The organism is Amycolatopsis sp. NPDC057786, from assembly GCF_042797905.1.
Lineage (GTDB): Bacteria > Actinomycetota > Actinomycetes > Mycobacteriales > Pseudonocardiaceae > Amycolatopsis.
On the sequence record NZ_JBHVKW010000020.1, the window covers coordinates 73658 to 94225 of the forward strand.

A 20568-nucleotide genomic window follows, 5' to 3' on the forward strand; every position below is an offset into this window, starting at 1 on the left:
CCCGCGTGAGCTCCTACGAAGCGAAGCCGTGGCTGGCCGCCTACGAGCCCCGGATGAGGGACGTGGAACCGACGGAACCGACCACGGTTCCCGCGTCCTTCCGGCGGGCGGTCGAGCGCTTCCCGCACGCCGCCGCGATCGCCTACTTCGACGGCAGGATGAGTTACCGCGAAGTCGACGAGCTTTCCGACGGCATCGCGCGTCACCTGATCGCGTCCGGATTCAGCACGGGCGACCGGCTCGCCCTGATCCTGCAGAACATCCCGCAGTTCGTGCTGGCGCTGCTCGGTGCCTGGAAGGCGGGCGGGATCGTCGTCCCCGTCAACCCGATGTACCGGGAACGGGAGCTCCGGCACGTCTTCGAGGACGCCGGAGTGCGCGCGGTCGTGTGTTCGCAGAACGGGTGGAACAGCCGGATCGCCCCGCTCGTTCCCGGTGGCGGAGTGACCATCGCGCTGACCACCAGCGAACTCGACCTGCAAGGCCGCGACGATCCGCGGGTGTTCGGCAACAGCGTGCGGGAGCCGACTCCCGGCGCCGCCGACCTGCTGAAGGTGGCGCGGGCCGCGGCGGGGGACCCGCCCCCGGACCCCGGCCTCGGCCAGGACGACGTCGCACTGATCAGCTACACCTCGGGAACCAGCGGGACCCCGAAGGGGGCGATGAACACCCACGGCAACCTCGGTGCGAACGCGTCCGTGCTCAGCGCGTTCAGCGGCCTCGACGAAGGTGCCACCCTCTTCGGCCTGGCACCGTTGTTCCACATCACCGGCATGGTCTGCGAGATCGCTTCCGCGATCGACATCGGCGGCACGCTCGCGCTCGCGTACCGGTTCGAGCCTGGTGTCGTACTCGACGCCTTCCTGGAACACCGGCCCGTGTACACGGTCGGCCCGTCCACCGCGTACATGGCGCTGATGGCGCAGCCTGACGTCCGTCCGGAGCACTTCGCATCGTTCCGTTTGCTGTACTCCGGCGGAGCCGCGCTGCCGCCCGCCGTGGTCGCCGCGTTCCGCGAACGGTTCGGCCACTACATCCACAACGGCTACGGGCTCACCGAGACGACCGCGGGCTGCATCGTCGTCCCGAGCAGCCTCGAAGCGCCCATCGACGAAGCGTCCGGCACGATCTCCATCGGCTTGCCCGTGCCAGGGACCATCGTGCGCATCCTCGGCGAAGACGGCGAAGAACTGCCGTTCGGGACGGCGGGTGAGATCGCCGTCGAAGGTCCGATGGTGGTGCCCGGCTACTGGAACCGGCCCGAAGCGACCGAAGCCGCACTGCCCGGCGGCAGGCTCCTGACCGGCGACATCGGCTTCATGGAACCGAGCGGCTGGGTCTACGTCGTCGACCGCAAGAAGGACATGATCAACGCCTCCGGTTTCAAGGTCTGGCCGCGTGAGGTCGAGGACGTCCTGTACACGCATCCGTCCGTGCGCGAGGCGGCCGTCGTCGGCGTCCCGGACGAATACCGCGGCGAGACCGTGAAGGCCTACATCAGCCCGGCGCCGGGAAGCACGCCCGACCCGCAGGACCTCGTCGCGTACTGCAAGGAACACCTCGCCGCGTACAAGTATCCGCGCGTGGTCGAGGTGCTCGACGAACTGCCGAAGACGGCGAGCGGCAAGATCCTCCGCCGCGAACTGCGGGCAAAGGGGTGAGCGGTATGGCACAGGTGGAAACGGTCCGCGGTCCCGTCGACGCCGGCGACCTCGGCAAGGTGCTCATGCACGAGCACCTGTTCGTCCTCAGTCCCGAATTCCTGGCCAACCACCCCGGACACGACGGTTTTCGCGAAGACGAACACGTCGCCGACGCGATCCGGCGGCTCGACGAGCTGAAGGCCGCCGGGATCGACACCATCGTCGATCCCACCGTCATCGGCCTCGGCCGCTACATTCCGCGCGTGCGCAGGGTCGCGGCGGAAACCGAACTCCGGATCATCGTCGCGACCGGGCTCTACACCTACAACGACGTCCCGCACTACCTCCACCATCGCGGACCCGGTCTCCTCTTCGACGACGGCGAGGACCCGCTGGTCGGCCTCTTCACCGGCGACATCGTCGACGGGATCGCCGACACCGGGGTGAAGGCGGCGCTGCTCAAGTGCGCGACCGACGAACCGGGAGTCACCCCGGGCGTCGAACGTGTGCTGCGCGCGGTCGCGAAGGCACATCGGGAGACCGGCGCGCCGATCATGACCCACACCCACGCTCCGACCCGGCGAGGACTCGAACAGCAGGCCGTCTTCGAGTCCGAAGGTGTCGACTTGAGCCGGGTCCTCATCGGGCACAGCGGCGACAGCACCGACCTCGATTACCTCACCGGGCTCGCCGACAGGGGATCGCTGCTGGGAATGGACCGCTTCGGGCTCGACCCGTTGCTGCCGTTCGAAGATCGTGTCGCCACGGTCGCGGCGATGTGCGAACGCGGTTACGCCGGAAGCATGGTGCTCTCCCATGACGCCTCCTGTTTCATCGACTGGTTCGAGCGGGACAAGATCGCCGAGATGGCGCCCAACTGGCATTTCCTCCACATCACCCGTGACGTGCTGCCCGCCTTGCGGGAGCGGGGAGTGTCCGAAAGGGACATAACGACGATGCTGGTCGACAATCCGCGGCGGTTCTTCGCGCACGGTGGCGCCTATTGAGGGCTCGGCGCGGCCCGCGCCGGGGGAAGGGACTCGGTGCATCGACAAACCGGCCGGTATGCTGAGTGTTCGCACGAGAAGGGGCCGGCCATGACACGAGCGACCACCAGGAAGGCCGAGGCCGGCGGTGAGGATCAGGCCGCCGTCCCTCGCCGTCTGCTGTCGCATGCCACGAAGCTCTTCGCCAAGAAGGGTTTCGATCGCACTTCCGTGCAGGAGATCGTCGAGGCGGCCGGGGTCACCAAGGGCGCGATGTACCACTACTTCGGCTCCAAGGACGACCTCCTTTACGAGATCTACGCCAGGGTGCTGCGCGCGCAGACCGAGCAACTGGAAAAAGTGGTCTCGAGCGAGGCTCCGCTGCGGGAACGGTTGCGTTCCGCCGCCTCCGACGTCGTCGTCAGCACGATCGACAACCTCGACGACAACACGATCTTCATGCAGTCCATGCACCAGCTCAGCGTGGAGAAGCAGAAGGCCGTCCGCGCGGAACGCCGCAAGTACCACGAGCGGTTCCGCACGCTGATCGAGGAAGGCCAGGAGTCCGGCGAGTTCCGCGCGGACAAGCCTGCCGACGTGATCGTCGACTTCTTCTTCGGGTCGGTGCACCACCTCGGTTCGTGGTACCGGCGTGGCGGCGCGCTCTCGGCCCGCCAGATCGGCGACCACTTCGCCGATCTCCTGCTGGCCGCGCTGCGCCCCGAGTAGCGCTCAGCCCGGTGGAGCGGGCACGAGCCGTTCGGCGAACGACTGGGTGCGGCGTTCGAGCACCGTTCCCACCTCCCGTCCGGCGGCGAAGGCGAGCAGCCCCGCCGCCGGCCCCGCGATGCGAGCTCAGCCCGCCGAACGCGCGGCCGCGGCCGGAATCGGGTGAGCTCTCGCCGTCGTCGCAGCATGGGGCGATCCGGAGCAGCTCGCCCTCGACGCGGTGGTCGAAGTCGTTTTCCCGCGTGCCCTGGGTCTTCGAAGTGGCCACGAGCAGTTTCATGATGACTCCCTGTTCGATCGGATGTTCGAACAGGTCTACCGGCAGGGTCCGACACTTTCCAGGACGGACCCTGCCGGGAGAGGTCAGGCGGGCAGATCGATCAGCGGCGCGAGGGCGGCGCGATGCCGCCCAGGAGTGCCGAACGCGATCTCGTCGCTCTTCGCGCGCTTCAGGTACAGGTGCGCGGGGTGCTCCCAGGTCATGCCGATCCCGCCGTGCAGCTGGATCGCCTCTTCGGCGGCGTGGACGGCGATGGGGGAGTTGCGGGCCTGCGCGACCGCGACGGCGATCGCGATGTCGTCGCCCGAGGCCAGGCAGTCGGCGGCGTAGCGCGCGGTCGCCCTGGCGTTGACCAGATCCGTGTACAGGTTCGCCAGCCGGTGCTTCAGCGACTGGAACGAACCGACCTGACGGCCGAACTGGTAGCGCTCCTTGAGATAGCGCACCGTTTCGGTCAGCGCCCATTCGGCGATCCCGAGTTGTTCCGAGGCGAGCAGCCCCGCCGCGGTCACGAGTGCCGTGTCCAGCGCGGACGCCGCCACCGACGGGTCGGCGACACGCTTCGCGGCCACGTTCTCCAAGGTGACGTCGGCGATGCGCCGGGTGAGGTCGAGGGAAATCGCCTCGGCGACCGTCACTCCCGCCGCCGACGCGTCGACCGTGTACAGGCCGGGGCCGTCGGGCCCCACCGCCGGGACGACGAGCAGTTCGGCCACCGAAGCGTCGGCGACGCTGCGGACCTGGCCGTTGAGCGTGCCGTCGGCGGCCGCGGTGACCGTCGACGGGAACTCGGCGCCGGGCGCCGTGGACAGCGGGACGGCCAGTGCGCCGATGAGCGTGCCCGCGGCCAGCTTCCTGAGCGTTTCGGCCACTTCCGCCTGCGACGTGTCGGCCGCGAGCAGGGCCGACGTCGCCAGGACGGCGCTGCCGAGATAGGGGACCGGGGCGACGCTGCGCCCGAGTTCTTCCATCACGACGGCGACTTCCCGCGCCGAGGCGCCGTGCCCGCCCAGCGCCTCCGGGACGGCGAGGCCCGCCGCCCCGAGGTCGGCGGCGAGCGTGCGCCACAACTTCAGGTCGTACGGTTCCGCCGTCTCGGTCCTGGCGATCAGGGCCGCCGGTTCCGCGCGGTCTTTGAACAGATCACGGACGCTGGCGCGAAGGTCCTCTTCGACCTCGGAATACAGCAGGTCGGTCATCGGGGCAGGTCCTTCCAGGCGACGTCCTTGTCGATCCGCGGCTCGGACGGCAGCCCCAGCACGCGCTCGGCGATGATGTTGCGCAGGACCTCCGAGGTGCCGCCCTCGATGGAGTTGCCCTTCGCGCGCAGGTAGCGGTAGCCGGCCTCGCGGCCGAGGAAGTTCACGCCGTCGGGACGCCGCATCGTCCAGTCGTCGTACCGCAGGCCGTCGTCGCCGAGCAGTTCGATCTCCAGCCCGGACGCGGCCTGGTTCAGCTCGGAGAACGCGACCTTGACCGCGGACCCTTCCGGTCCTGGCGCGCCCGCGGCGAGCTGCTGCCGGAGGCGAGAACTCACCAGGCGCAGGCTTTCGCCCTCCACCCAGAGTTTCAGCAGCCTGTCGTGCAGTTCGGACGTGCGCAGGTCCGGGCGCTCCCGCCAGGTTTCCGCGACGACGCCGACCATACCGCCGTCGCGCGGGAACTCGGTGCCGCCGATCGCGACGCGTTCGTTCATCAGCGTGGTCTGCGCGACCTTCCAGCCATCGCCGACCGCGCCGAGGCGGTGCGCGTCAGGAATGCGGACCTCGCTGAGGAAGACCTCGTTGAACTCGGCCTCGCCGGTGATCTGGCGCAGCGGCCGGACCTCGACGCCCTGGGCGGTCATGTCGCACAGGAAGTACGTCATGCCACGGTGTTTCGGCACGTCGGGATCGGTGCGGGTGACCAGGATCGCCCACTGCGACTTGTGCGCGCCCGACGTCCAGACCTTCTGGCCGGTGACCACCCAGTCGTCGCCGTCGCGGACCGCGCGGGTGCCCAGCGCGGCCAGGTCGGATCCGGCGCCCGGCTCGCTGAACAGCTGGCACCACACCTCACGTTCGGTCCACAGTGGACGCAGGAAGCGCTGGTGCTGTTCCGGGGTCCCGAACGCGAGAATGGTCGGCGCGGCCATGCCGAGGCCGATCCCGATCCGTCGTTTGTCGTTGTCCGGCGCGCCCGCCGCCGCGAGCTCCTTGTCCACAATGGACTGGAGTGAGCGCGGCGCGTTCAGGCCGCCGAGGCCTTCGGGGAAGTGGATCCACGCCAGCCCGGCGTCGAACCGCGCGTCGAGGAAATCCTGACGCGGCGTGCTTTCCGGCGGATACGCGGCCAGCAGCTCGGCCACGCGCCGCTTGAGATCGTCCACAGTGGTCACTTCGTCACCTCTCCGCGGTACTTCTTCAGCTCACGATGCGCCAGCGAGCGCTTGTGCACCTCGTCGGGGCCGTCGGCGAGCCGCAGCGTCCGCACCTGCGCCCACATCTCGGCGACCGGGAAGTCCTGGCTCACCCCGCCCGCGCCGAACAGCTGCACGGCCTTGTCGAGGATCCACTCGACGGTGATCGGCGTGGAGATCTTGATCGCCTGGATCTCGGTGTGCGCGCCCTGGTTGCCGACGGTGTCCATCAGCCACGCGGTCTTGAGCACCAGCAGCCGCTGCTGCTCGATCTTGACCCTGGCCTCGGCGATCCAGTCCTGCACCACGCCCTGTTCGGCGATCGGCTTGCCGAAGGTCTCACGCGAAAGCGCGCGGCGGCACATCAGCTCCAGCGCGCGTTCGGCCATGCCGATGGCGCGCATGCAGTGGTGGATCCGCCCCGGCCCGAGGCGGGCCTGCGCGATGGCGAACCCGTCGCCCTCGCCGGCGATGAGGTTCTCCGCGGGCACGCGGACGTCCTCGAAGATCACTTCGGCGTGGCCACCGTGATCGCCGTCGGTGTAGCCGAACACGTGCATACCGCGTTTCACGGTCATTCCGGGGGTGTCGCGGGGGACCAGGATCATGCTCTGCTGCTTGTGCGGCGGGCCGTCCGGATCGGTCTTGCCCATCACGATGAAGATCCTGCAGTTCGGGTTCATCGCGCCGGAGATGTACCACTTGCGGCCGTTGACGACGTACTCGTCGCCGTCGCGGCGGATGCTGGTGGCGATGTTGCGCGCGTCGGAAGAGGCGACGTCGGGCTCGGTCATCGCGAACGCGGACCGGATCTCGCCGTCCAGCAACGGCTGGAGCCACTGCTTCTTCTGCTGTTCGGTGCCGAACATGGTGAGGACTTCCATGTTCCCGGTGTCCGGCGCCGCGCAGTTCAGCGCGGTCGGCGCGAGCCGGAGGCTGCGGCCGGTGATCTCGGCGAGCGGCGCGTACTGCAGGTTCGTCAGCCCCGCGCCGTGGTCACCGGGGAGGAAGAAGTTCCACAACCCGCGTTTACGGGCCTCGGCCTTGAGTTCTTCGACGATCGGCGGCTGCGACCATTCGCTGTCGCGCTCGGCCAGCTGAGCCTCGAAGACGGCCTCGGCCGGGTAGATGTGGGAATCCATGAACTCGAGGAGTTTTCCCCGCAGTTCCTCGGTTTTCGCGTCGAAGGCGAAGTCCATCGCTATCCCTCTTCCTTGAGAGTCTCATTGCCGTGCGCGATCAACGGGACGACGCCCGAGCCGATGCCGTCGAAGCCGGCGCCGACGGTCTGTCCCTTGCTGTAGCGGAGGTGGATGCCTTCCAGGATCACCGCGAGTTTGAAGAACGCGAAGCTCACGTACCAGTTGAGCCGGGAGACGTCGCGGCCGGAACGCTCGGCGTACCGCGCGATGACCTCGTCGTTGCGCGGATAACCCGGCGCCGAGCTGGCGTTGGACACGAACTGCAGCGAGACCTTGTCGCGTTCGGCGTAGGCCACCAGCAGCGCGAGATCGGTCAGCGGGTCGCCGAGGGTGGACATCTCCCAGTCCAGCACCGCGGTGATCCGGTCGTCCGCGTTCACCAGCACGTTGTCCAGGCGGTAATCGCCGTGGACGATCGACGGCTTGCCTGAAACCGGCACCGAACCCGCCAGCCGATCGTGGAGTTCGTCGACGCCGGGGAGGTCGCGGCTGCGGTTGCCGTCGAGCTGCTTCTTCCAGCGCCGCAGCTGGCGTTCGAGGAAGCCCTCCGGGCGGCCGAAATCGCCCAGTCCCACCGATTCCGGATCGACGGCGTGCAGTTCGACCAGGGTGTCGACCAGTTCCTCCGCGATCGCCTTGGTCCGGGCGGGGCCGAGCGCGGCGAGCTCGGTGTCGGAGCGGAAGGGTGTGCCCTCCACGAACTCCATCACGTAGAACCGCGAGCCGATGACGTCGGTGTCCTCGCACAGCAGCACGGTTTCCGGCACCGGGACCGCCGTGCCGTGCAGCCCGGTGATCACCCGGTACTCGCGGCCCATGTCGTGCGCGGTCGGCAGGACGTGGCCCAGCGGCGGGCGGCGGACCACCCAGCGGGACCGGCCGTCGCCCACGATGTAGGTGAGGTTGGACCGGCCCCCCTCCACGACCTGGCCGCTCAGTTCGCCCTGGACGAGACCGGGCCGGTGCTCGTCCAGATGGGCCTTGAGCCTGGCCAGGTCGAGGCCCGGCAGGTCGGACTGGTTCATGGCGCCTCCAGCGGCTCGCTTTCCGGTTACAGTACCGACCAGTCGGTATGTCGGGTAGTGGTGGTCCGGCGAGGTGCCGGACGTCACCTTGTCAGGCGATCAGCCGGACGACCATCTCCGCGACGCACGCCGGTTTGGGTTCGCCGTCGATCTCGATCGTCCATTTGACGACGGCCTGCTTGCCGCCCGCGACATCGGTGACCTCGACCAGTTCGGCGCCCGCCCGGATCTTCGCGCCGACCTTGACCGGCTGGGGGAACCGGACCTTGTTGAGCCCGTAGTTGATGCCCATCTTGAGTCCGTTGACGCGGTAGAGCTTCCCGACGAAGCCCGAAATGAGCGACAGCGTCAGGAAACCGTGGGCGATCGGGGCGCCGAAGGGTCCTTCGGCCGCCTTCTCGACGTCGACGTGGATCCACTGGTGGTCGTCGGTGGCGTCGGCGAACAGGTTCACCCGGTCCTGGGTGAGCGTCAGCCAGTCGCTGTGGCCGAAATGCTCGCCGACGGCGTTCTCGAATTCCTGCAGGGAGGCGAATTCGCGCATGGCTCAGTCCTTCGGTCCGCCGGCGACGTAGATGACCTGGCCGGAGATGAAGCCGGCGCCGTCGCTCACCAGGAACGACGCGAGGTTGGCGATGTCTTCGGGCGTTCCGACGCGCTGCACCGGGATCTGCGACGCGGCCGCCGCCTTGAAGTCCTCGAAGGACATGCCGATCCGCTCGGCGGTCGCCGCGGTCATGTCGGTGGCGATGAACCCTGGGGCGATGGCGTTCGCGGTGACGTTGAACTTGCCCAATTCGATGGCGAGGGTCTTGGTGAAGCCCTGCATACCCGCCTTGGCCGCGGAGTAGTTGACCTGGCCGCGGTTGCCCAGCGCCGAGGTGCTGGAGAGGTTGACGATGCGGCCCCACTTCTCCTGCGTCTGGTACTTCTGCACCTCGCGGGTCATCAGGAACGAGCCCTTCAGGTGCACGCCCAGTACCGAGTCCCAGTCCTGTTCGGTCATCTTGAACAGCAGGTTGTCGCGGGTGATGCCGGCGTTGTTGATCAGCACGGTCGGCGCGCCGAGCTCCTCGGCCACCCGCGTCACCGCGGCTTCGACCTGTGCGGCGTCGTTGACGTCCAGCGCGACACCGACGGCCTTGCCGCCCTCGGCGACGATCGCTTCGGCCCCCTGCTTGACGCCAGCCTCGTCGAGGTCCAGCAGGCCGACGGCGAACCCGTCGGAAGCGAGGCGTTTGGCCACGGCCGCGCCGATGCCGCGGCCGGCGCCGGTGACGATCGCTACACGGGAGGGGTGTTCGGTCACGGGTGTTCTCCTCGTCGTCGAGTGGAAGTGAAGCCGAGTCTGCCGTACTAAGCGGTTGCTTTGTAGGGTGAATGCCGCTTTCGGTGCACGCACCCGCGCGAACGCGGGCGAATGTGACCGCAATCACTGGCGTCCCGGGCCACGGGAGTCAGCCCGCGCGCCTGCCGAGAACCTCGGTGATCAGCTTCGGAACTTCGCCGCCGTGCCAGGAACTGGGCGAGAACCGCTCCTGCGCGATGCCTTCCCAGAGTTCGCCGTCGTCCAGCGAAATACCTTCCTCGCGGGCCACCAGGGAGCCGATTTCCTGGGCCGCGACACCTTCACCGGCGAGGGTCTTCTTGGCGAGTTCGACATCCTGCGCCCGCACCGCGACCACCAGCGTCCAGTCGCCCCAGGCCTGCGCCAGCTCGAACCGGCCGAGTCCCGACTGCGCGCAGACGTCGGCGGGCGCGTCGTCCAGCCGGATGTCCGTGGTGATCCGCGCGCCGAGACCATTGGCGCCGCACAGGGTCCGCACGGTCGGGAAGAGACCGTCGGAGACGTCCATGGCGGCGCGCGCCAGCCCGGCCGTGGCGAGGATCCTGCCCGCGGCCACTTGGGCCATCGGACGGCACGCGCGCTCGCGGATGTCCGCGACGAGGGGCGCGGGAAGCCGTGCCTGCTTTTCGACCAGCAGGGCGTACGCCCACAGATAGCCGGGCGAACCGACCAGCAGCAGACGGTCACCGGCTTCGGCACCCGCGCGCCCGAGCCGTCCGCCGGGGACGCACCGGCCGATCGCGGTCGCGGTGAGCTGCCGGACCGGGCCGTCCCGGAGATCGCCACCGACGACCTTGGTGCCGTGCACCTCCGTGCAGTCGTCCACGCCGTCGAGAAGCCGCCGGAACTCGCCTGCCGTGGTCGTCTTCGGCAGGGTGTAGTTGACGACGAGGCCGAGCGGGGTCGCCCCGGCCGCGGCGAGATCGGAGAGGTTGATCGTCGCCAGCAGCCACCCGGCGTGGTAGGGATCCGTTTCGCCCAGGATGGTGACGAGCGGCGTGGGGCAGCTGTCGGTGGTGGCGACCAGTTCGCCGCGAAGCCCTTCCGGGGCGTCGAGGACCGCGCAGTCGTCCCCGAACCCGCGGACCCCGCCATAGCGCGGCCGCAGGATGTGTTCCAGGATCGCGTGCTCGCCGAGGTCGCCGAGCCGCACGTCGTCGCCGATCGGCGAGAGTTCAGTTACGCCCGACATGATCCGCCAATCGGGACGGGGCGACGGTGTGGTCGCTGGAGTAGTTGTTCGGCATCGTGCCGTAGGGCTGGTCGCTGCCGGTGGAAGCGAACAGCATCAGGTTGCAGATCCGCGTTCCGGGGTGCAGGAGTACGGGATGCCGCAGGTGGTTCACGATTTCCAGGGTCAGCACGGCACCGGTCTCGTTTCCGAAGCCGGGGCTGACCTGACCGCACAGGACGACGCTGATGCCGAGCCGCGCGTAGTCGCTCGTGCCGTCGACGAGCCCGGCCAATTTCTCCGAAAGCCCGATCTTCTCCAGCGTCGGGGCGAGAACGACTTCGCCGGGCTCGACGCGCAGCCTGCCTTCGGCGTCGAGTTCCTTCGGCCGGAGTTCCGGATACGTGCTCTTGTCGGCGATGTCGACGGTTCCGGTCGATTCCAGCGCGAACGCTTGACGTCCGAGCCGCAGGCTGATCGCGGCGGGGCGGACGAGGCCGGGCTCGAACGGGGTGATCGTGAGTTCCCCGGTGCGGTGCGCGCGTTTGATGGCCCGGTCGGTCAGGATCCCGCGGCGCGGGGCGGGCCAGGTCAACGGCATGACGCCACCGCTTTCGCGACGGCGCCGACCAGGACGCGGAAGTCGGTCTCGGTCAGTTCGCCGTTGGGCTGGTCGTCGGACTCGCCGGGTTCGCAGTACACGACCGTGGTGCCGGTGCGGTGCGGTCCCTGGACGACCACCGTCGCGGTCAATCCCGCTTCGATGGGCCGGACGGTGTGCACGACGGCGGTGTCGCACGAGTACACGTCGCCGAGCCGGACGTGCGGGGTCTTCTCCACCGCGAGCCGGGCATCGCCGTCCGCGAGCAACGCGGCGGGGTTCGCCGGATCGGCGCCGTAGCGGTACCGGGCGTACGGCTTCCCACCTTCGGTCGTTTCGTGGAACTCCACCATGTGCAGGCCTTCGCCCGCGACGATGGTCGAAGCGAATTCCCAGCGATGGCTGTGCGGATTGGACTCGCCGCGGGAAGGCTCCGCGGATTCCGGCCAGACATGGAGCCGGATACGGAAATCGGCGGAGGCGTGGAGCACCATTTTGGCGAACCCGTTGGGATGCCAGTAGGAACGCTTCGCCGCGGCGCGGACGGCTTCCTCGTCACCGAGGATTTCTTCGAGCCACGAAAGGAAGGTGCCGGGGGAGTCCTGTACCCGGTGCGCGACCGTGCGCAGCCAGGGAAGGTCCGCGTCGCCGTGGCCGGGGCGGCTGCCGGTGACCTCACGGAGGAACGCGTGCGCGTCCGTGGGAGTCGAGGACAGGGTGTCGATCATGGAGTTCCTGGAGTTCCTGGAGGACTGAGCGGGGGCCCGGCGGCGGCCAAAGCGGCCGCGCGGAGCGCGGTGACGGCGTCCAGCGTCTGCCAGATGGGTAGGTCGCCGCTTCCCCAAGCCCAGAGCCCTTGATCGGCGTCGTAGCGCTCCCAAAGGGTTCCGAGCGCCCGGTTGAGCCGGGGGAGTGGCAGGAAGGGGGCGGTGGCGAGCGCTTGGACGACCCAGGCTGCGGTGAAGTGCCGGATGATGATCCGGGTCGTTCCTTCCCCGTCGGGGCGAGGCCTTTCGAGATCCTCGGCCACGCCATCGTCCGAATGCGACCGGTCGATGAGCCATTGTGTGGCTTCGTCGGCCGCCTCTCGGACGTCGTTGCGATCTTCACGGCTGCGCAGGACTTCCCGCAGGGCGACGACCGACCGCGCGGTGTGCACCACCGAAGCCTCCGGGGCGACGAGCCCGGCCTCGTTCTTCTCCGGCCACAGCTGTGAGCCGTCGAAGTCGAGCCGGGCCGCCAGGAGTGCGTCGATCAGCCGGTCGGTCAGCGGGGCATCCGGCCGGAGCCGGACCGCCGTGTGCAACACGGCGGACAACAGGTAGGGGCGGGTCCTGCTGTACGGGTCGAGCGACCCTTCGAGCTGGTCCAGCCCTTCGTCGGCGGACATGGTGCTGGTGCGGAAGAGCGCGTCCACCACGGAAGCGGTCGTCTCCGGCCGCTTGCCGCCCGCGCGGCCCCGCCAGCCCTGTGCGGATTGGAGCCGGTACAGGTCTTCGGCGAGCGTATGTAGGTCGATGTAGGGATCACCTACCACCAGCATGGTGTTGATCCCGTACGCGGTGCTGAGCGCCTTCGGCCCGGTGCTCTTCTGCAGGTTGTGCCGCCAGCCCAGCGGTTTCCCGTGCTCGTCCCGGATCAAGCGCTCGGCTAGTTTGGCGCCGACGGTGTGGAAGACCTGCAGCAATGACCGCGAGGTGTCGACGACGGCGGCGTCACCGACGGCGGGCGGAGTGTGGTCCTGGGGTGAACGGGCCGTCTCCACCAGGGTGAACAGCGCGTTCGCGGCGCGGAAGTGATCGTCGAGCTGACGCGCGTTGTGCGCCGACGGCAGGTATTTCCCGGTCTCCCACTGGGTCAGGTTCGCCCTGGTGACACCGATGATCCTGGCGGTCTCCGCCTGTGTTTCGCCCGCGGCCTTGCGCAGCCGCCGCAGTTCACGTCCGACACCCGACGCGGTAACGGTTTCCGCATCGGGGCTTACCGGCTGCTGCTCAGCCGATGTAGGCTTCATGTAGGCACTAGACACGGGCTTACCTACCTTTGGTAGGCAATGTAGGGCGGTGACTGAACGTGCACACAACGGGGAGAGTACAGCAAGGGAATCGGACCGTGCTGGCGCGTGGGTCAACGTCGGGTCACAACGTGTCGAATGCCGAGCCAGACCCTGTTCTACCTGGTCCTGGTGTGCGTGACCCGCCAGGTCGCGTAGGCCGGTCCGACCCGGGCACGACCGGAGAACGGATGCTGTCAGCCATATGAATGTGACGCTGCGCATCTGACCCGGTTCGCGTCGCCTGCGGGCCACACGAACGCCGGAGTAGGCGTCGTGTGTGCCGACCCGAGTCCGCGCTTCGCAGTATCGGGGGTGACCCTCATGTCCCACCACGAGAACCACACGGCAGCGCCCCGATCTTGGTTCGATCGACTTCTCGAACGCTTCCACGAATGGCTCTACGCGACCGGCGAGGACAGGCGCGCGGCCGCTCGCGGTTGGCAGGTGACGCGGGCGCCGGGCAGCAGGCGCCGTGTCTACCGCGATCCCCGCTGGAACACCGTCCGCGCCTGCGCCCCGTGCGGGGGCACGGGGTGGTGGCCCTACGAAGACGCCGTTTGCCCGGACTGCGCCGGTGCCGGTGTCGTCCGCTCCATTCCCGCGGCGGCCGTGGCCGCCGAGCAAACCGCCGGACGGACAGGAGGAAGGTCATGAGCCGTTGGCAGGAACCCCAGGCGATCGCCGAGCTGGCCAGGGAGATCACGGTGGTCAGGAGGCCCAACCCGATCACCGCTTTGTATCACTGGCGGTACGAGATCGGCGCGCTCCTCGTGCTCCCGTACGCGTTGTACTCCCTTTTCCAGGCGGTCGGCCCGATCTGGGGCGCGGTCGTGTTGTTCGGTGTCGCGAACTGGCTGTTCTACTGGCGCTCGGCGCGGCGATTCCTCCGCGACCGGCTCCGCTCGATCGTCGTGCAGCACCGGCTGCGGACCGGATTCGCCCGTGCCAGGGTGTGCACGCTCGACGGCAAGCTGCCGGTGATCCTGTGGACCAAACCGCGCGGCGACGAGGTCGAGGTCACCGTGTTCTGCCCGGCGGGAGTCGGCTACGAGCGCATCGAGCAGCGGCGAGCCCTGCTCGCGGCGGCGTGCTTCGCCTCCGACGTCCACGTGTACCGCCATCACAAGCGCGCCAACGTGGTGCACCTTTCGGTCTGCACCGCGCGCTTGCGCAAGGCTGAGGACGAGGACGAGGTCACGCCCGGTCTGCCGCCCGCGCGACGATATGCCGGGCAGTCGGACGGTGCCGCCATTCCCCTTCCGGGGACCTTCGCCGGAATTCCGCGCGCAGCTCGGCGATGAACTCTTCACCGCGCGCGTCCGCCAGCGGCCGCATCGGCCCTGACCGGGTGTGCGCGGTGAAGAACGTGTCCGCGTCGGGGTGGACCATCGGGAACGACAACGGCTCGTCCCGTTCGAGCACGGCGCCCTCCAACGCGGGAACGAGGCGATCCTCCCAGGAGCGGTCGCCGGCGGGGACGCGCTCCCGGAGCACACCGGACAGCACCGTGAACGGCCCGCCCGGTTCGATGCTGTGCGGCCAGTAGACGACCGAAAGCGCGCCGCCCTGGCGCAGCGCGCCTGCCCAGGACCGGAGCGCGGCGTCGGGCTCGGGTAGTTGCTGGAGGCCGAAGACCGAAACGACCGCGGCGGCCGAGGCCGGTTCGAGTTCCGAGGCGTCACCTTCGACGACGCGCACGAGTGAGTTGCCCGCGGCTCGTCGCCTGGCCCTGGCGGCCATGCCGGCGGACAGGTCGATGCCGACGATCTCGCGGCCGGGCAGGTGCTCGCCGAGCACGTCGAGTTCCGGGAAGGTTCCGCAGCACGGGACGAAGACAGGGCCGTCGGGCAGGTCGGTGGGCAGGGCGCGCACCGCCGCGGAGACCCAGGGGGCGAACCGGGGGACGTAGTAAGCCTCGTAGCCGTCGGCGGCTTCGTCCCAGGCGCGGGCGAGGTTTTCGGCGGTCATCGTGATGTCTCCGAGGGGGATTCGAGGGCGGCCAGCCTGCGCCGAAGGTGCTCGCGTTCGGGTTCTGTCGGGGCGAGCCCGATCGCTTCGCGGTAGGCCGTGGCCGCCGCGTCGTGGCGGCCCAGCCGTTGCAGTAGCTCGGCCCGTGCGATGGCGAAGGGAGGGTAGCCCCGGAGGAGTGGTTCGCCGGTCAGTGCGTCGAGCAGCGCGAGCCCCACGGCCGGGCCGTCGCGCAGGGCGACGGCCACGGCGCGGTTGAGCGCGACGACGGGGGAGGGGTCCAGGGTCATCAGGACGTCGTAGAGCGCCACGATCTGCGGCCAGTCGGTGGTGTCGACATCGGCCGCTTCGTCGTGCAGCGCGGCGATCGCGGCCTGCACCCCGTACGGGCCCGGCGGGCCACCGGTCAAGGAGGCGACCACCAGGTCACCGCCCTCTTCGATCAGTTCCCGGTTCCACCGGCTCCGGTCCTGATCCGCCAGGAGGACCGGTTCGCCGTCCGGCCCGGTCCGGGTGTCCCGCCGGGCGTGGACGAGCAGCATCAGCGCGAGCAACCCCGCCACCTCCTGATCGGCGGGCATCAGCCCGCGCAGGATGCGGCCGAGCCGGATGGCCTCCTCGGCCAGGTCGGCTCGCTGCAAACTCGCTCCCGAGCTGGCCGCGTACCCCTCGGTGAAGATCGAGTACACCGCCTGCAGCACGCCCGGCAGCCGCTCCGGGAGCTCGTCCGCGCCGGGAACGCGGAACGGGATGCGGGCCTCGCCGATCTTCTTCTTCGCCCGCACGATCCGTTTCGCCATCGTCGGCACCGGGACGAGAAAGGCCCGCGCCACTTCCGGCGTGGTCAGCCCGGCGAGAAACCGCAGGATCAGCGCACCGCGGTCCTCGACGGGCAGGGCGGGGTGGGCGCAGGTGAAGAACAGCCGCAGCCGCTCGTCCGGCAGGCCGTCACCGGCGTCCGCCGCGGGAGCGTGGCCCGCTCGATCCACTTCCACCTGCAGGACCGCGAGTTTGGTGGCGTAGGCCTGATCCCGGCGCAGCCGATCGACCGCCTTGCGCCGCGCGGTGGTCATCAGCCACGCTCCCGGCCGCGGCGGGACACCGTCCACCGGCCAGCGCTCCAGCGCCGCTTCGATCGCCTCGGACGTGACCTCTTCGGCCAGGTCCAAGTCGCCGAAGCGGCGCACGAGCGCGGCGAGGAGCCTGCCCCGTTCCTCGCGGAACACCGCCTCGACCGACGCCAGACCGGCGCTCCGCTCGGCCACGGTCAGGCGGAGAAGTCGGCGACCGGGCGGACCACCACCGAGCCGCCACGGGCGCCGGGACAGCGGGCCGCCCAGTCGAGCGCGACGTCCAGGTCCGGTACGTCGATGACGTAGAAACCGCCAAGCACCTCGCGGGTCTCGGCGTAGGGCCCGTCGGTCACCGTCCGCTTCCCGGCACGATCGACCTTCACCGTCGTCGCGGTGACCAGGTCGGCCAGCGACTCCCCGGCGGACCAGATCCCGGCGTCCTTGACCTGCTTGTCGTAGGCCATCCAGTCCTCGAAGGTGCACTGGGGCTCGACGTCGCCGGTCGCGGCCTGGATCAGCAGCATGTACTTCACGGTGGTACTCCCGTTCTGGATTCCGCGCGGCCTGCTTGCCGCACGACACCACTACGAGCGGGAGACCGTCAAATGGACACGACGCCGGAAAGAACTTTCAGGACGCGGTCTCCAGCGCTTCGGCCTGCTCGGTCACCGGTGCGGTGACCACGCGCGCGGGGATGAGCAGCGACGCCAGCGCGAGCAGCCCGGTCAGCGCCATCGCGCGCTCGACCAGTCCGAGCGGGATCGCCCGCCACCAGGGCTCGCCGCCGTTCATCGAGATCACGATCGCCCCGAGGATCACGCCGAACCACGCCAAGGCCGCCACCGCGAGCACCCGCGTCACCGCGCGCCGCGCGCGGGAGGAGGGGAAGACGGCCTTCGCCGCGAACCACACGGCCAGCGGCAGGCAGACGAACGCCACGACGCTCGCGATCCGGTGCACCGTCCCGCCGATGCTCGGCCCGATCGCCCAGTTGTTCTTGGGGAACGCCACGATCACCACCAGGCTCACCGTCCAGAGCGCGCAGAAGACCGAGGCCGCGGACAGGACGGGAAGGTGCTTGCGGCGGATCAGCGCGCCGAAACCGATCGCCGAACCCAGCGCGACCAGCAGGACCGCGACGTCGAAGATCCACTTGTTCTCGCTGAGCGCGTATTCGCTGATGGTGCGGCGGACCGGGCTGATGTCGCTGGTGGCGGGGAGGACCTGCAGGAGCAGGATCAGCAGCGCTCCGCCGGCGACCGAGGCCACGGCGGCCAACAGGGCCAGCGGTGACCTCGCGGTGACCTGGGGCGTCGTCATGGTCGAACGGTAACCACCCAACCTGAAGGTTTTCTTAGGCTCTCCTGTCGGAATCGACAGGAATCCCGGTGATCGTTCCGGCACGGTCGGTGAGATCGTTGGGCCGAAAGGGGTGCAGGCGACTTGTGGCGGGTCCCTCCGGCGGCGTCCCGGGTCTAGGGTCTCGCTACCGGTGACCTCACCCGGTCACCGGACTGTCCAAGGAGGTCAGTCTGTGGGGTATTCACCAAACCGGCGAAGAGCGGGATGGACGGCGGCGACCCTGGTGCTCGCCGGCACCTTCGTGGCACTTCCGTCGGCCACGACGGCGGTGGCCGCGGACAACGTGGTACGGGCCGACAAAGCCGTGGCGCGTTCCTGTTTCGCCGCGCTCCAGAAGCCGGGCGCGGCAGGTACCGACCGGCGCGAGTTCACGTCCACAGTGGACGGCCTGCTGCAGGCGCGGATCGCGCCTCGTGGAGGCGGCGAAGGCGACTGGGACCTCGCGGTCTTCGACAAGGACACCGGCGCCGTGGTCGCCGCGTCCGCCGCGTTGCGCAGCCACGAACTCGCCGAAGGCTTCGTGAAGAAGGACCAGAAGCTGGTCGTGCAGACCTGCCGGTACGACGGGAAGACGCGCGACGCGCTGCTGGGGGTCGACTTCCTCGCCCTCACGCCGCAGGGGACACCGACCAGTGCCGCGCACGCGCCGCAGCGCGCCGAACTGGTCCGCGTCGAAACCCCGGCCAAGCAGGACAAGGACAAGCTGCTCCGGCTCGGCCTCGACGTCACCGAGAAGGCCGACGCCACCGGTGTCGAGGTCGTCCTCGCCAACGACGCCGACCGCAAGACGCTGGCGGACAACGGCTTCAAATCGAAGGTGGTCGAGGCCGACCTTTCGGCGAAGTCGATCCAGAACGCCAAGACCGACCGCGAGTACGCCGCGAAGACGCCGGGCTCCACACTGCCGTCCGGACGGACGAGCTACCGGCACCTCTACGACTACCAGTTCGAGGTCAAGGAACTGGCCCGCAAGAACCCCAAGCTCGTCACGGCGTTCACGCTGCCGCAGCCGACCTGGGAAGGCCGTGACGTCATCGGCCTCGAGGTCGCGAGCGACGTCAAGAACATCGCGGACGGCAAACCCGTCAACTTCACCATGGGCGTGCACCACGCCCGTGAGTGGCCGGCGGGCGAGCACGCCATGGAATGGGCGTACGAGCTGGTCAAGGGCTACACCGGCGGCAACGCCGAGATCCGCGGCCTGGTCGGCAGGACGCGCAACATCATCGTGCCGATCGTGAACCCGGACGGCTTCGAAATCTCCCGTGAGGCCGAGCCCAAGGGAGACTTCTCGCGGTTCGACTACGAGATGAAGCGCAAGAACTGCAACGTCAACGACTCGCCCAAGGAATTCGCGACCGGTGTCTGCAAGGCGAACCCCGCCGGCCGTGAACGCGGTACCGACCCGAACCGCAACTACGCGGGTTTCTGGGGCGGCGCCGGCGCGTCGACCGTGTGGCGCAGTGACACGTTCCGTGGTTCCGGCCCGTTCTCCGAGCCCGAGACGCAGAACATTCGCTCGATCGTGTCCAACCGCCAGGTGACCAACCTGATCACGCTGCACACCTACTCCAACCTGGTGCTGCGTGTCCCGGGTGTCGCCGCCGTCCGCCCGCCGCTCGACGAGCCGGCGTACAAGGCGCTCGGTGACAAGATGGCCTCGCGCAACGGGTACACCAGCCAGCCGTCGTGGGCGCTCTACGACACGACCGGCTCGACCGAGGACTGGTCGTACTGGGCCACCGGTGGCTGGGGCTTCACCTTCGAGGTCGGCCCGAACGAGTTCCACCCGCCGTTCGCCGACGGTGTCGTCGCCGAGTACACCGGTGTCGCCCCCGCGGCGGGTGCGGGCAAGGGCGGCAACCGTGCCGCGTTCATCGACATGCTGGCCAACACCGCCGACCCGGCGGCCCACTCGACGCTGATCGGTACGGCGCCGAAGGGTTACCAGCTGAAGCTGCACAAGACGTTCCAGACGCCGACCTCGCCGGTGGTGCAGCCGGACGGCTCGACGAAGCCGCCGATCTACGTCACCGACGAGCTGAACTCGTCGCTGTCCTCCACCGGCGGCCGGTTCGCGTGGTCGATCAACCCGTCCACCCGGCCCTACGTCGCGGGCCGCTACGGCCGCGAGCCGCAGGGTCCGGCGCAGCCCGCGATCCAGGCCGTCAACCCGGCCGGGGTCCCGGCGATCAACCAGAACTACCCGACGGATCCGACTTCGGAGAGCTTCACGTTCCACGTCGACGGGCTCCCCAAGGTCGACAACGGGAAGTTCAGCGTCGACGTCAAGTGGGCCAGCCAGGACACGGACTGGGACCTGTACGTCTTCGACTCCGCGGGCAACATGGTGTCGTCGTCGGCGAACGGTTCGACCACGGAAGAGCACGCGGTCCTGTACGACCCGCCCGCCGGGGACTACACGGCCGTGCTGGTCAACTACTCGCAGGCGAATCCGTCCACTGTGGACGACTGGACCGGCGGTGTGTCGTTCCAGTCGCCGATCCCGCCGACCTACGGCCCCAAGGAGGCGTACCAGCTGACCTGTACGTCGCCGAAGGGCAAGCTCGTCGGGCTGGCGGACGTCTACATCGACCGCGGCCAGACGGTCGACGTCGGTGAGGTCTGCACCCGTTCCGCGCGGGCCAAGAAGGAGCGCTCGGTCCGGTAGTTCTTCTTTGCGCGTGAAGGCCCCCTTCTCTCGGTTCAGCCGAGGGGAGGGGGCC

At 69.1% G+C, this 20568-nt stretch carries 20 protein-coding genes; 6 read left to right on the forward strand and 14 right to left on the reverse strand.

Going from position 1 to position 20568, the window contains the following annotated elements:
- Positions 1 to 5 precede the first annotated feature (5 nt).
- The 3 genes from ACFVM3_RS14510 (at position 6) to ACFVM3_RS14520 (ending at position 3358) form a co-directional block, all read left to right on the forward strand.
- Positions 6 to 1661 carry an AMP-binding protein gene (locus ACFVM3_RS14510; protein WP_378438814.1) on the forward strand — a complete coding sequence of 552 codons (1656 nt, stop codon included), beginning with the start codon at positions 6 to 8 and terminating at the stop codon, positions 1659 to 1661.
- Between the two features lie 5 nt (positions 1662 to 1666).
- Positions 1667 to 2650 (forward strand): phosphotriesterase, encoded by a 984-nt coding sequence (locus ACFVM3_RS14515; protein WP_378438816.1) that lies wholly within the window; start codon positions 1667 to 1669, stop codon positions 2648 to 2650.
- 90 nt (positions 2651 to 2740) lie between these two features.
- Positions 2741 to 3358 carry a TetR/AcrR family transcriptional regulator gene (locus ACFVM3_RS14520; RefSeq protein WP_192745156.1) on the forward strand — a complete coding sequence of 206 codons (618 nt, stop codon included), beginning with the start codon at positions 2741 to 2743 and terminating at the stop codon, positions 3356 to 3358.
- Between the two features lie 363 nt (positions 3359 to 3721).
- Here ACFVM3_RS14520 and ACFVM3_RS14525 read toward each other — a convergent pair whose 3' ends face one another.
- The 10 genes from ACFVM3_RS14525 to ACFVM3_RS14570 form a co-directional block, all read right to left on the reverse strand.
- Positions 3722 to 4837, reverse strand: coding sequence for an acyl-CoA dehydrogenase family protein (locus ACFVM3_RS14525; protein ID WP_378438818.1), 1116 nt, complete (start codon positions 4835 to 4837; stop codon positions 3722 to 3724).
- Positions 4834 to 6015 (reverse strand): acyl-CoA dehydrogenase family protein, encoded by a 1182-nt coding sequence (locus ACFVM3_RS14530; protein WP_378438820.1) that lies wholly within the window; start codon positions 6013 to 6015, stop codon positions 4834 to 4836. The genes ACFVM3_RS14525 and ACFVM3_RS14530 overlap by 4 nt, the downstream gene beginning before the upstream one ends.
- A complete protein-coding gene (locus ACFVM3_RS14535) occupies positions 6012 to 7235 on the reverse strand; it encodes an acyl-CoA dehydrogenase family protein (RefSeq protein WP_378438821.1) in 1224 nt (407 codons plus the stop codon). The genes ACFVM3_RS14530 and ACFVM3_RS14535 overlap by 4 nt, the downstream gene beginning before the upstream one ends.
- Before the next feature lie 2 nt (positions 7236 to 7237).
- Entirely contained in the window at positions 7238 to 8263 is a 1026-nt protein-coding gene (locus ACFVM3_RS14540; RefSeq protein ID WP_378438823.1) for a phosphotransferase family protein, read from the reverse strand.
- Positions 8264 to 8354: 91 nt separating this feature from the next.
- A complete protein-coding gene (locus tag ACFVM3_RS14545; protein WP_378438825.1) occupies positions 8355 to 8807 on the reverse strand; it encodes a MaoC family dehydratase in 453 nt (150 codons plus the stop codon).
- Positions 8808 to 8810: 3 nt separating this feature from the next.
- Positions 8811 to 9572: a 3-oxoacyl-ACP reductase FabG gene (gene fabG, locus ACFVM3_RS14550; RefSeq protein WP_007029803.1), complete on the reverse strand. Its 762-nt coding sequence runs from the start codon at positions 9570 to 9572 to the stop codon at positions 8811 to 8813.
- A 148-nt stretch (positions 9573 to 9720) separates the two neighbouring features.
- Entirely contained in the window at positions 9721 to 10803 is a 1083-nt protein-coding gene (locus ACFVM3_RS14555) for a thiamine-monophosphate kinase (RefSeq protein WP_378438827.1), read from the reverse strand.
- Complete coding sequence (gene dcd, locus ACFVM3_RS14560) at positions 10787 to 11383, reverse strand: dCTP deaminase (RefSeq protein ID WP_378438829.1); 597 nt, start codon at positions 11381 to 11383, stop codon at positions 10787 to 10789. Before dcd ends, ACFVM3_RS14555 begins: the two co-directional genes overlap by 17 nt.
- Positions 11374 to 12111 carry a hypothetical protein gene (locus ACFVM3_RS14565; RefSeq protein WP_378438831.1) on the reverse strand — a complete coding sequence of 246 codons (738 nt, stop codon included), beginning with the start codon at positions 12109 to 12111 and terminating at the stop codon, positions 11374 to 11376. The genes dcd and ACFVM3_RS14565 overlap by 10 nt, the downstream gene beginning before the upstream one ends.
- A complete protein-coding gene (locus ACFVM3_RS14570) occupies positions 12108 to 13397 on the reverse strand; it encodes a helix-turn-helix transcriptional regulator (RefSeq protein WP_378438833.1) in 1290 nt (429 codons plus the stop codon). Before ACFVM3_RS14570 ends, ACFVM3_RS14565 begins: the two co-directional genes overlap by 4 nt.
- A gap of 363 nt (positions 13398 to 13760) precedes the next feature.
- Between ACFVM3_RS14570 and ACFVM3_RS14575 the strand changes: the two genes are divergently transcribed.
- Both ACFVM3_RS14575 and ACFVM3_RS14580 read left to right on the forward strand, forming a co-directional pair.
- The gene (locus ACFVM3_RS14575; RefSeq protein WP_378438835.1) at positions 13761 to 14093 is read left to right on the forward strand and encodes a hypothetical protein; all 333 of its coding nucleotides are present in this window, start codon (positions 13761 to 13763) and stop codon (positions 14091 to 14093) included.
- Positions 14090 to 14740, forward strand: coding sequence for a hypothetical protein (locus ACFVM3_RS14580; protein WP_378438837.1), 651 nt, complete (start codon positions 14090 to 14092; stop codon positions 14738 to 14740). Before ACFVM3_RS14575 ends, ACFVM3_RS14580 begins: the two co-directional genes overlap by 4 nt.
- On the opposite strand, the gene ACFVM3_RS14585 is transcribed toward ACFVM3_RS14580, so the two are convergent.
- The 4 genes from ACFVM3_RS14585 to ACFVM3_RS14600 all read right to left on the reverse strand — a co-directional run bounded on the left by ACFVM3_RS14585 (position 14634) and on the right by ACFVM3_RS14600 (position 17800).
- Positions 14634 to 15407 carry a class I SAM-dependent methyltransferase gene (locus ACFVM3_RS14585; RefSeq protein ID WP_378438839.1) on the reverse strand — a complete coding sequence of 258 codons (774 nt, stop codon included), beginning with the start codon at positions 15405 to 15407 and terminating at the stop codon, positions 14634 to 14636. The two genes, ACFVM3_RS14580 and ACFVM3_RS14585, sit on opposite strands and share 107 nt — an antisense overlap.
- The gene (locus ACFVM3_RS14590) at positions 15404 to 16672 is read right to left on the reverse strand and encodes an RNA polymerase sigma factor (protein WP_378438841.1); all 1269 of its coding nucleotides are present in this window, start codon (positions 16670 to 16672) and stop codon (positions 15404 to 15406) included. Before ACFVM3_RS14590 ends, ACFVM3_RS14585 begins: the two co-directional genes overlap by 4 nt.
- 2 nt (positions 16673 to 16674) lie before the next feature.
- Complete coding sequence (locus tag ACFVM3_RS14595; protein WP_378438843.1) at positions 16675 to 17013, reverse strand: YciI family protein; 339 nt, start codon at positions 17011 to 17013, stop codon at positions 16675 to 16677.
- Positions 17014 to 17110: 97 nt separating this feature from the next.
- Positions 17111 to 17800: a DUF998 domain-containing protein gene (locus ACFVM3_RS14600; protein WP_378438844.1), complete on the reverse strand. Its 690-nt coding sequence runs from the start codon at positions 17798 to 17800 to the stop codon at positions 17111 to 17113.
- A 214-nt stretch (positions 17801 to 18014) separates the two neighbouring features.
- Between ACFVM3_RS14600 and ACFVM3_RS14605 the strand changes: the two genes are divergently transcribed.
- Positions 18015 to 20513: a M14 family zinc carboxypeptidase gene (locus tag ACFVM3_RS14605; RefSeq protein WP_378438846.1), complete on the forward strand. Its 2499-nt coding sequence runs from the start codon at positions 18015 to 18017 to the stop codon at positions 20511 to 20513.
- The last annotated feature ends 55 nt before the right edge of the window (positions 20514 to 20568 follow it).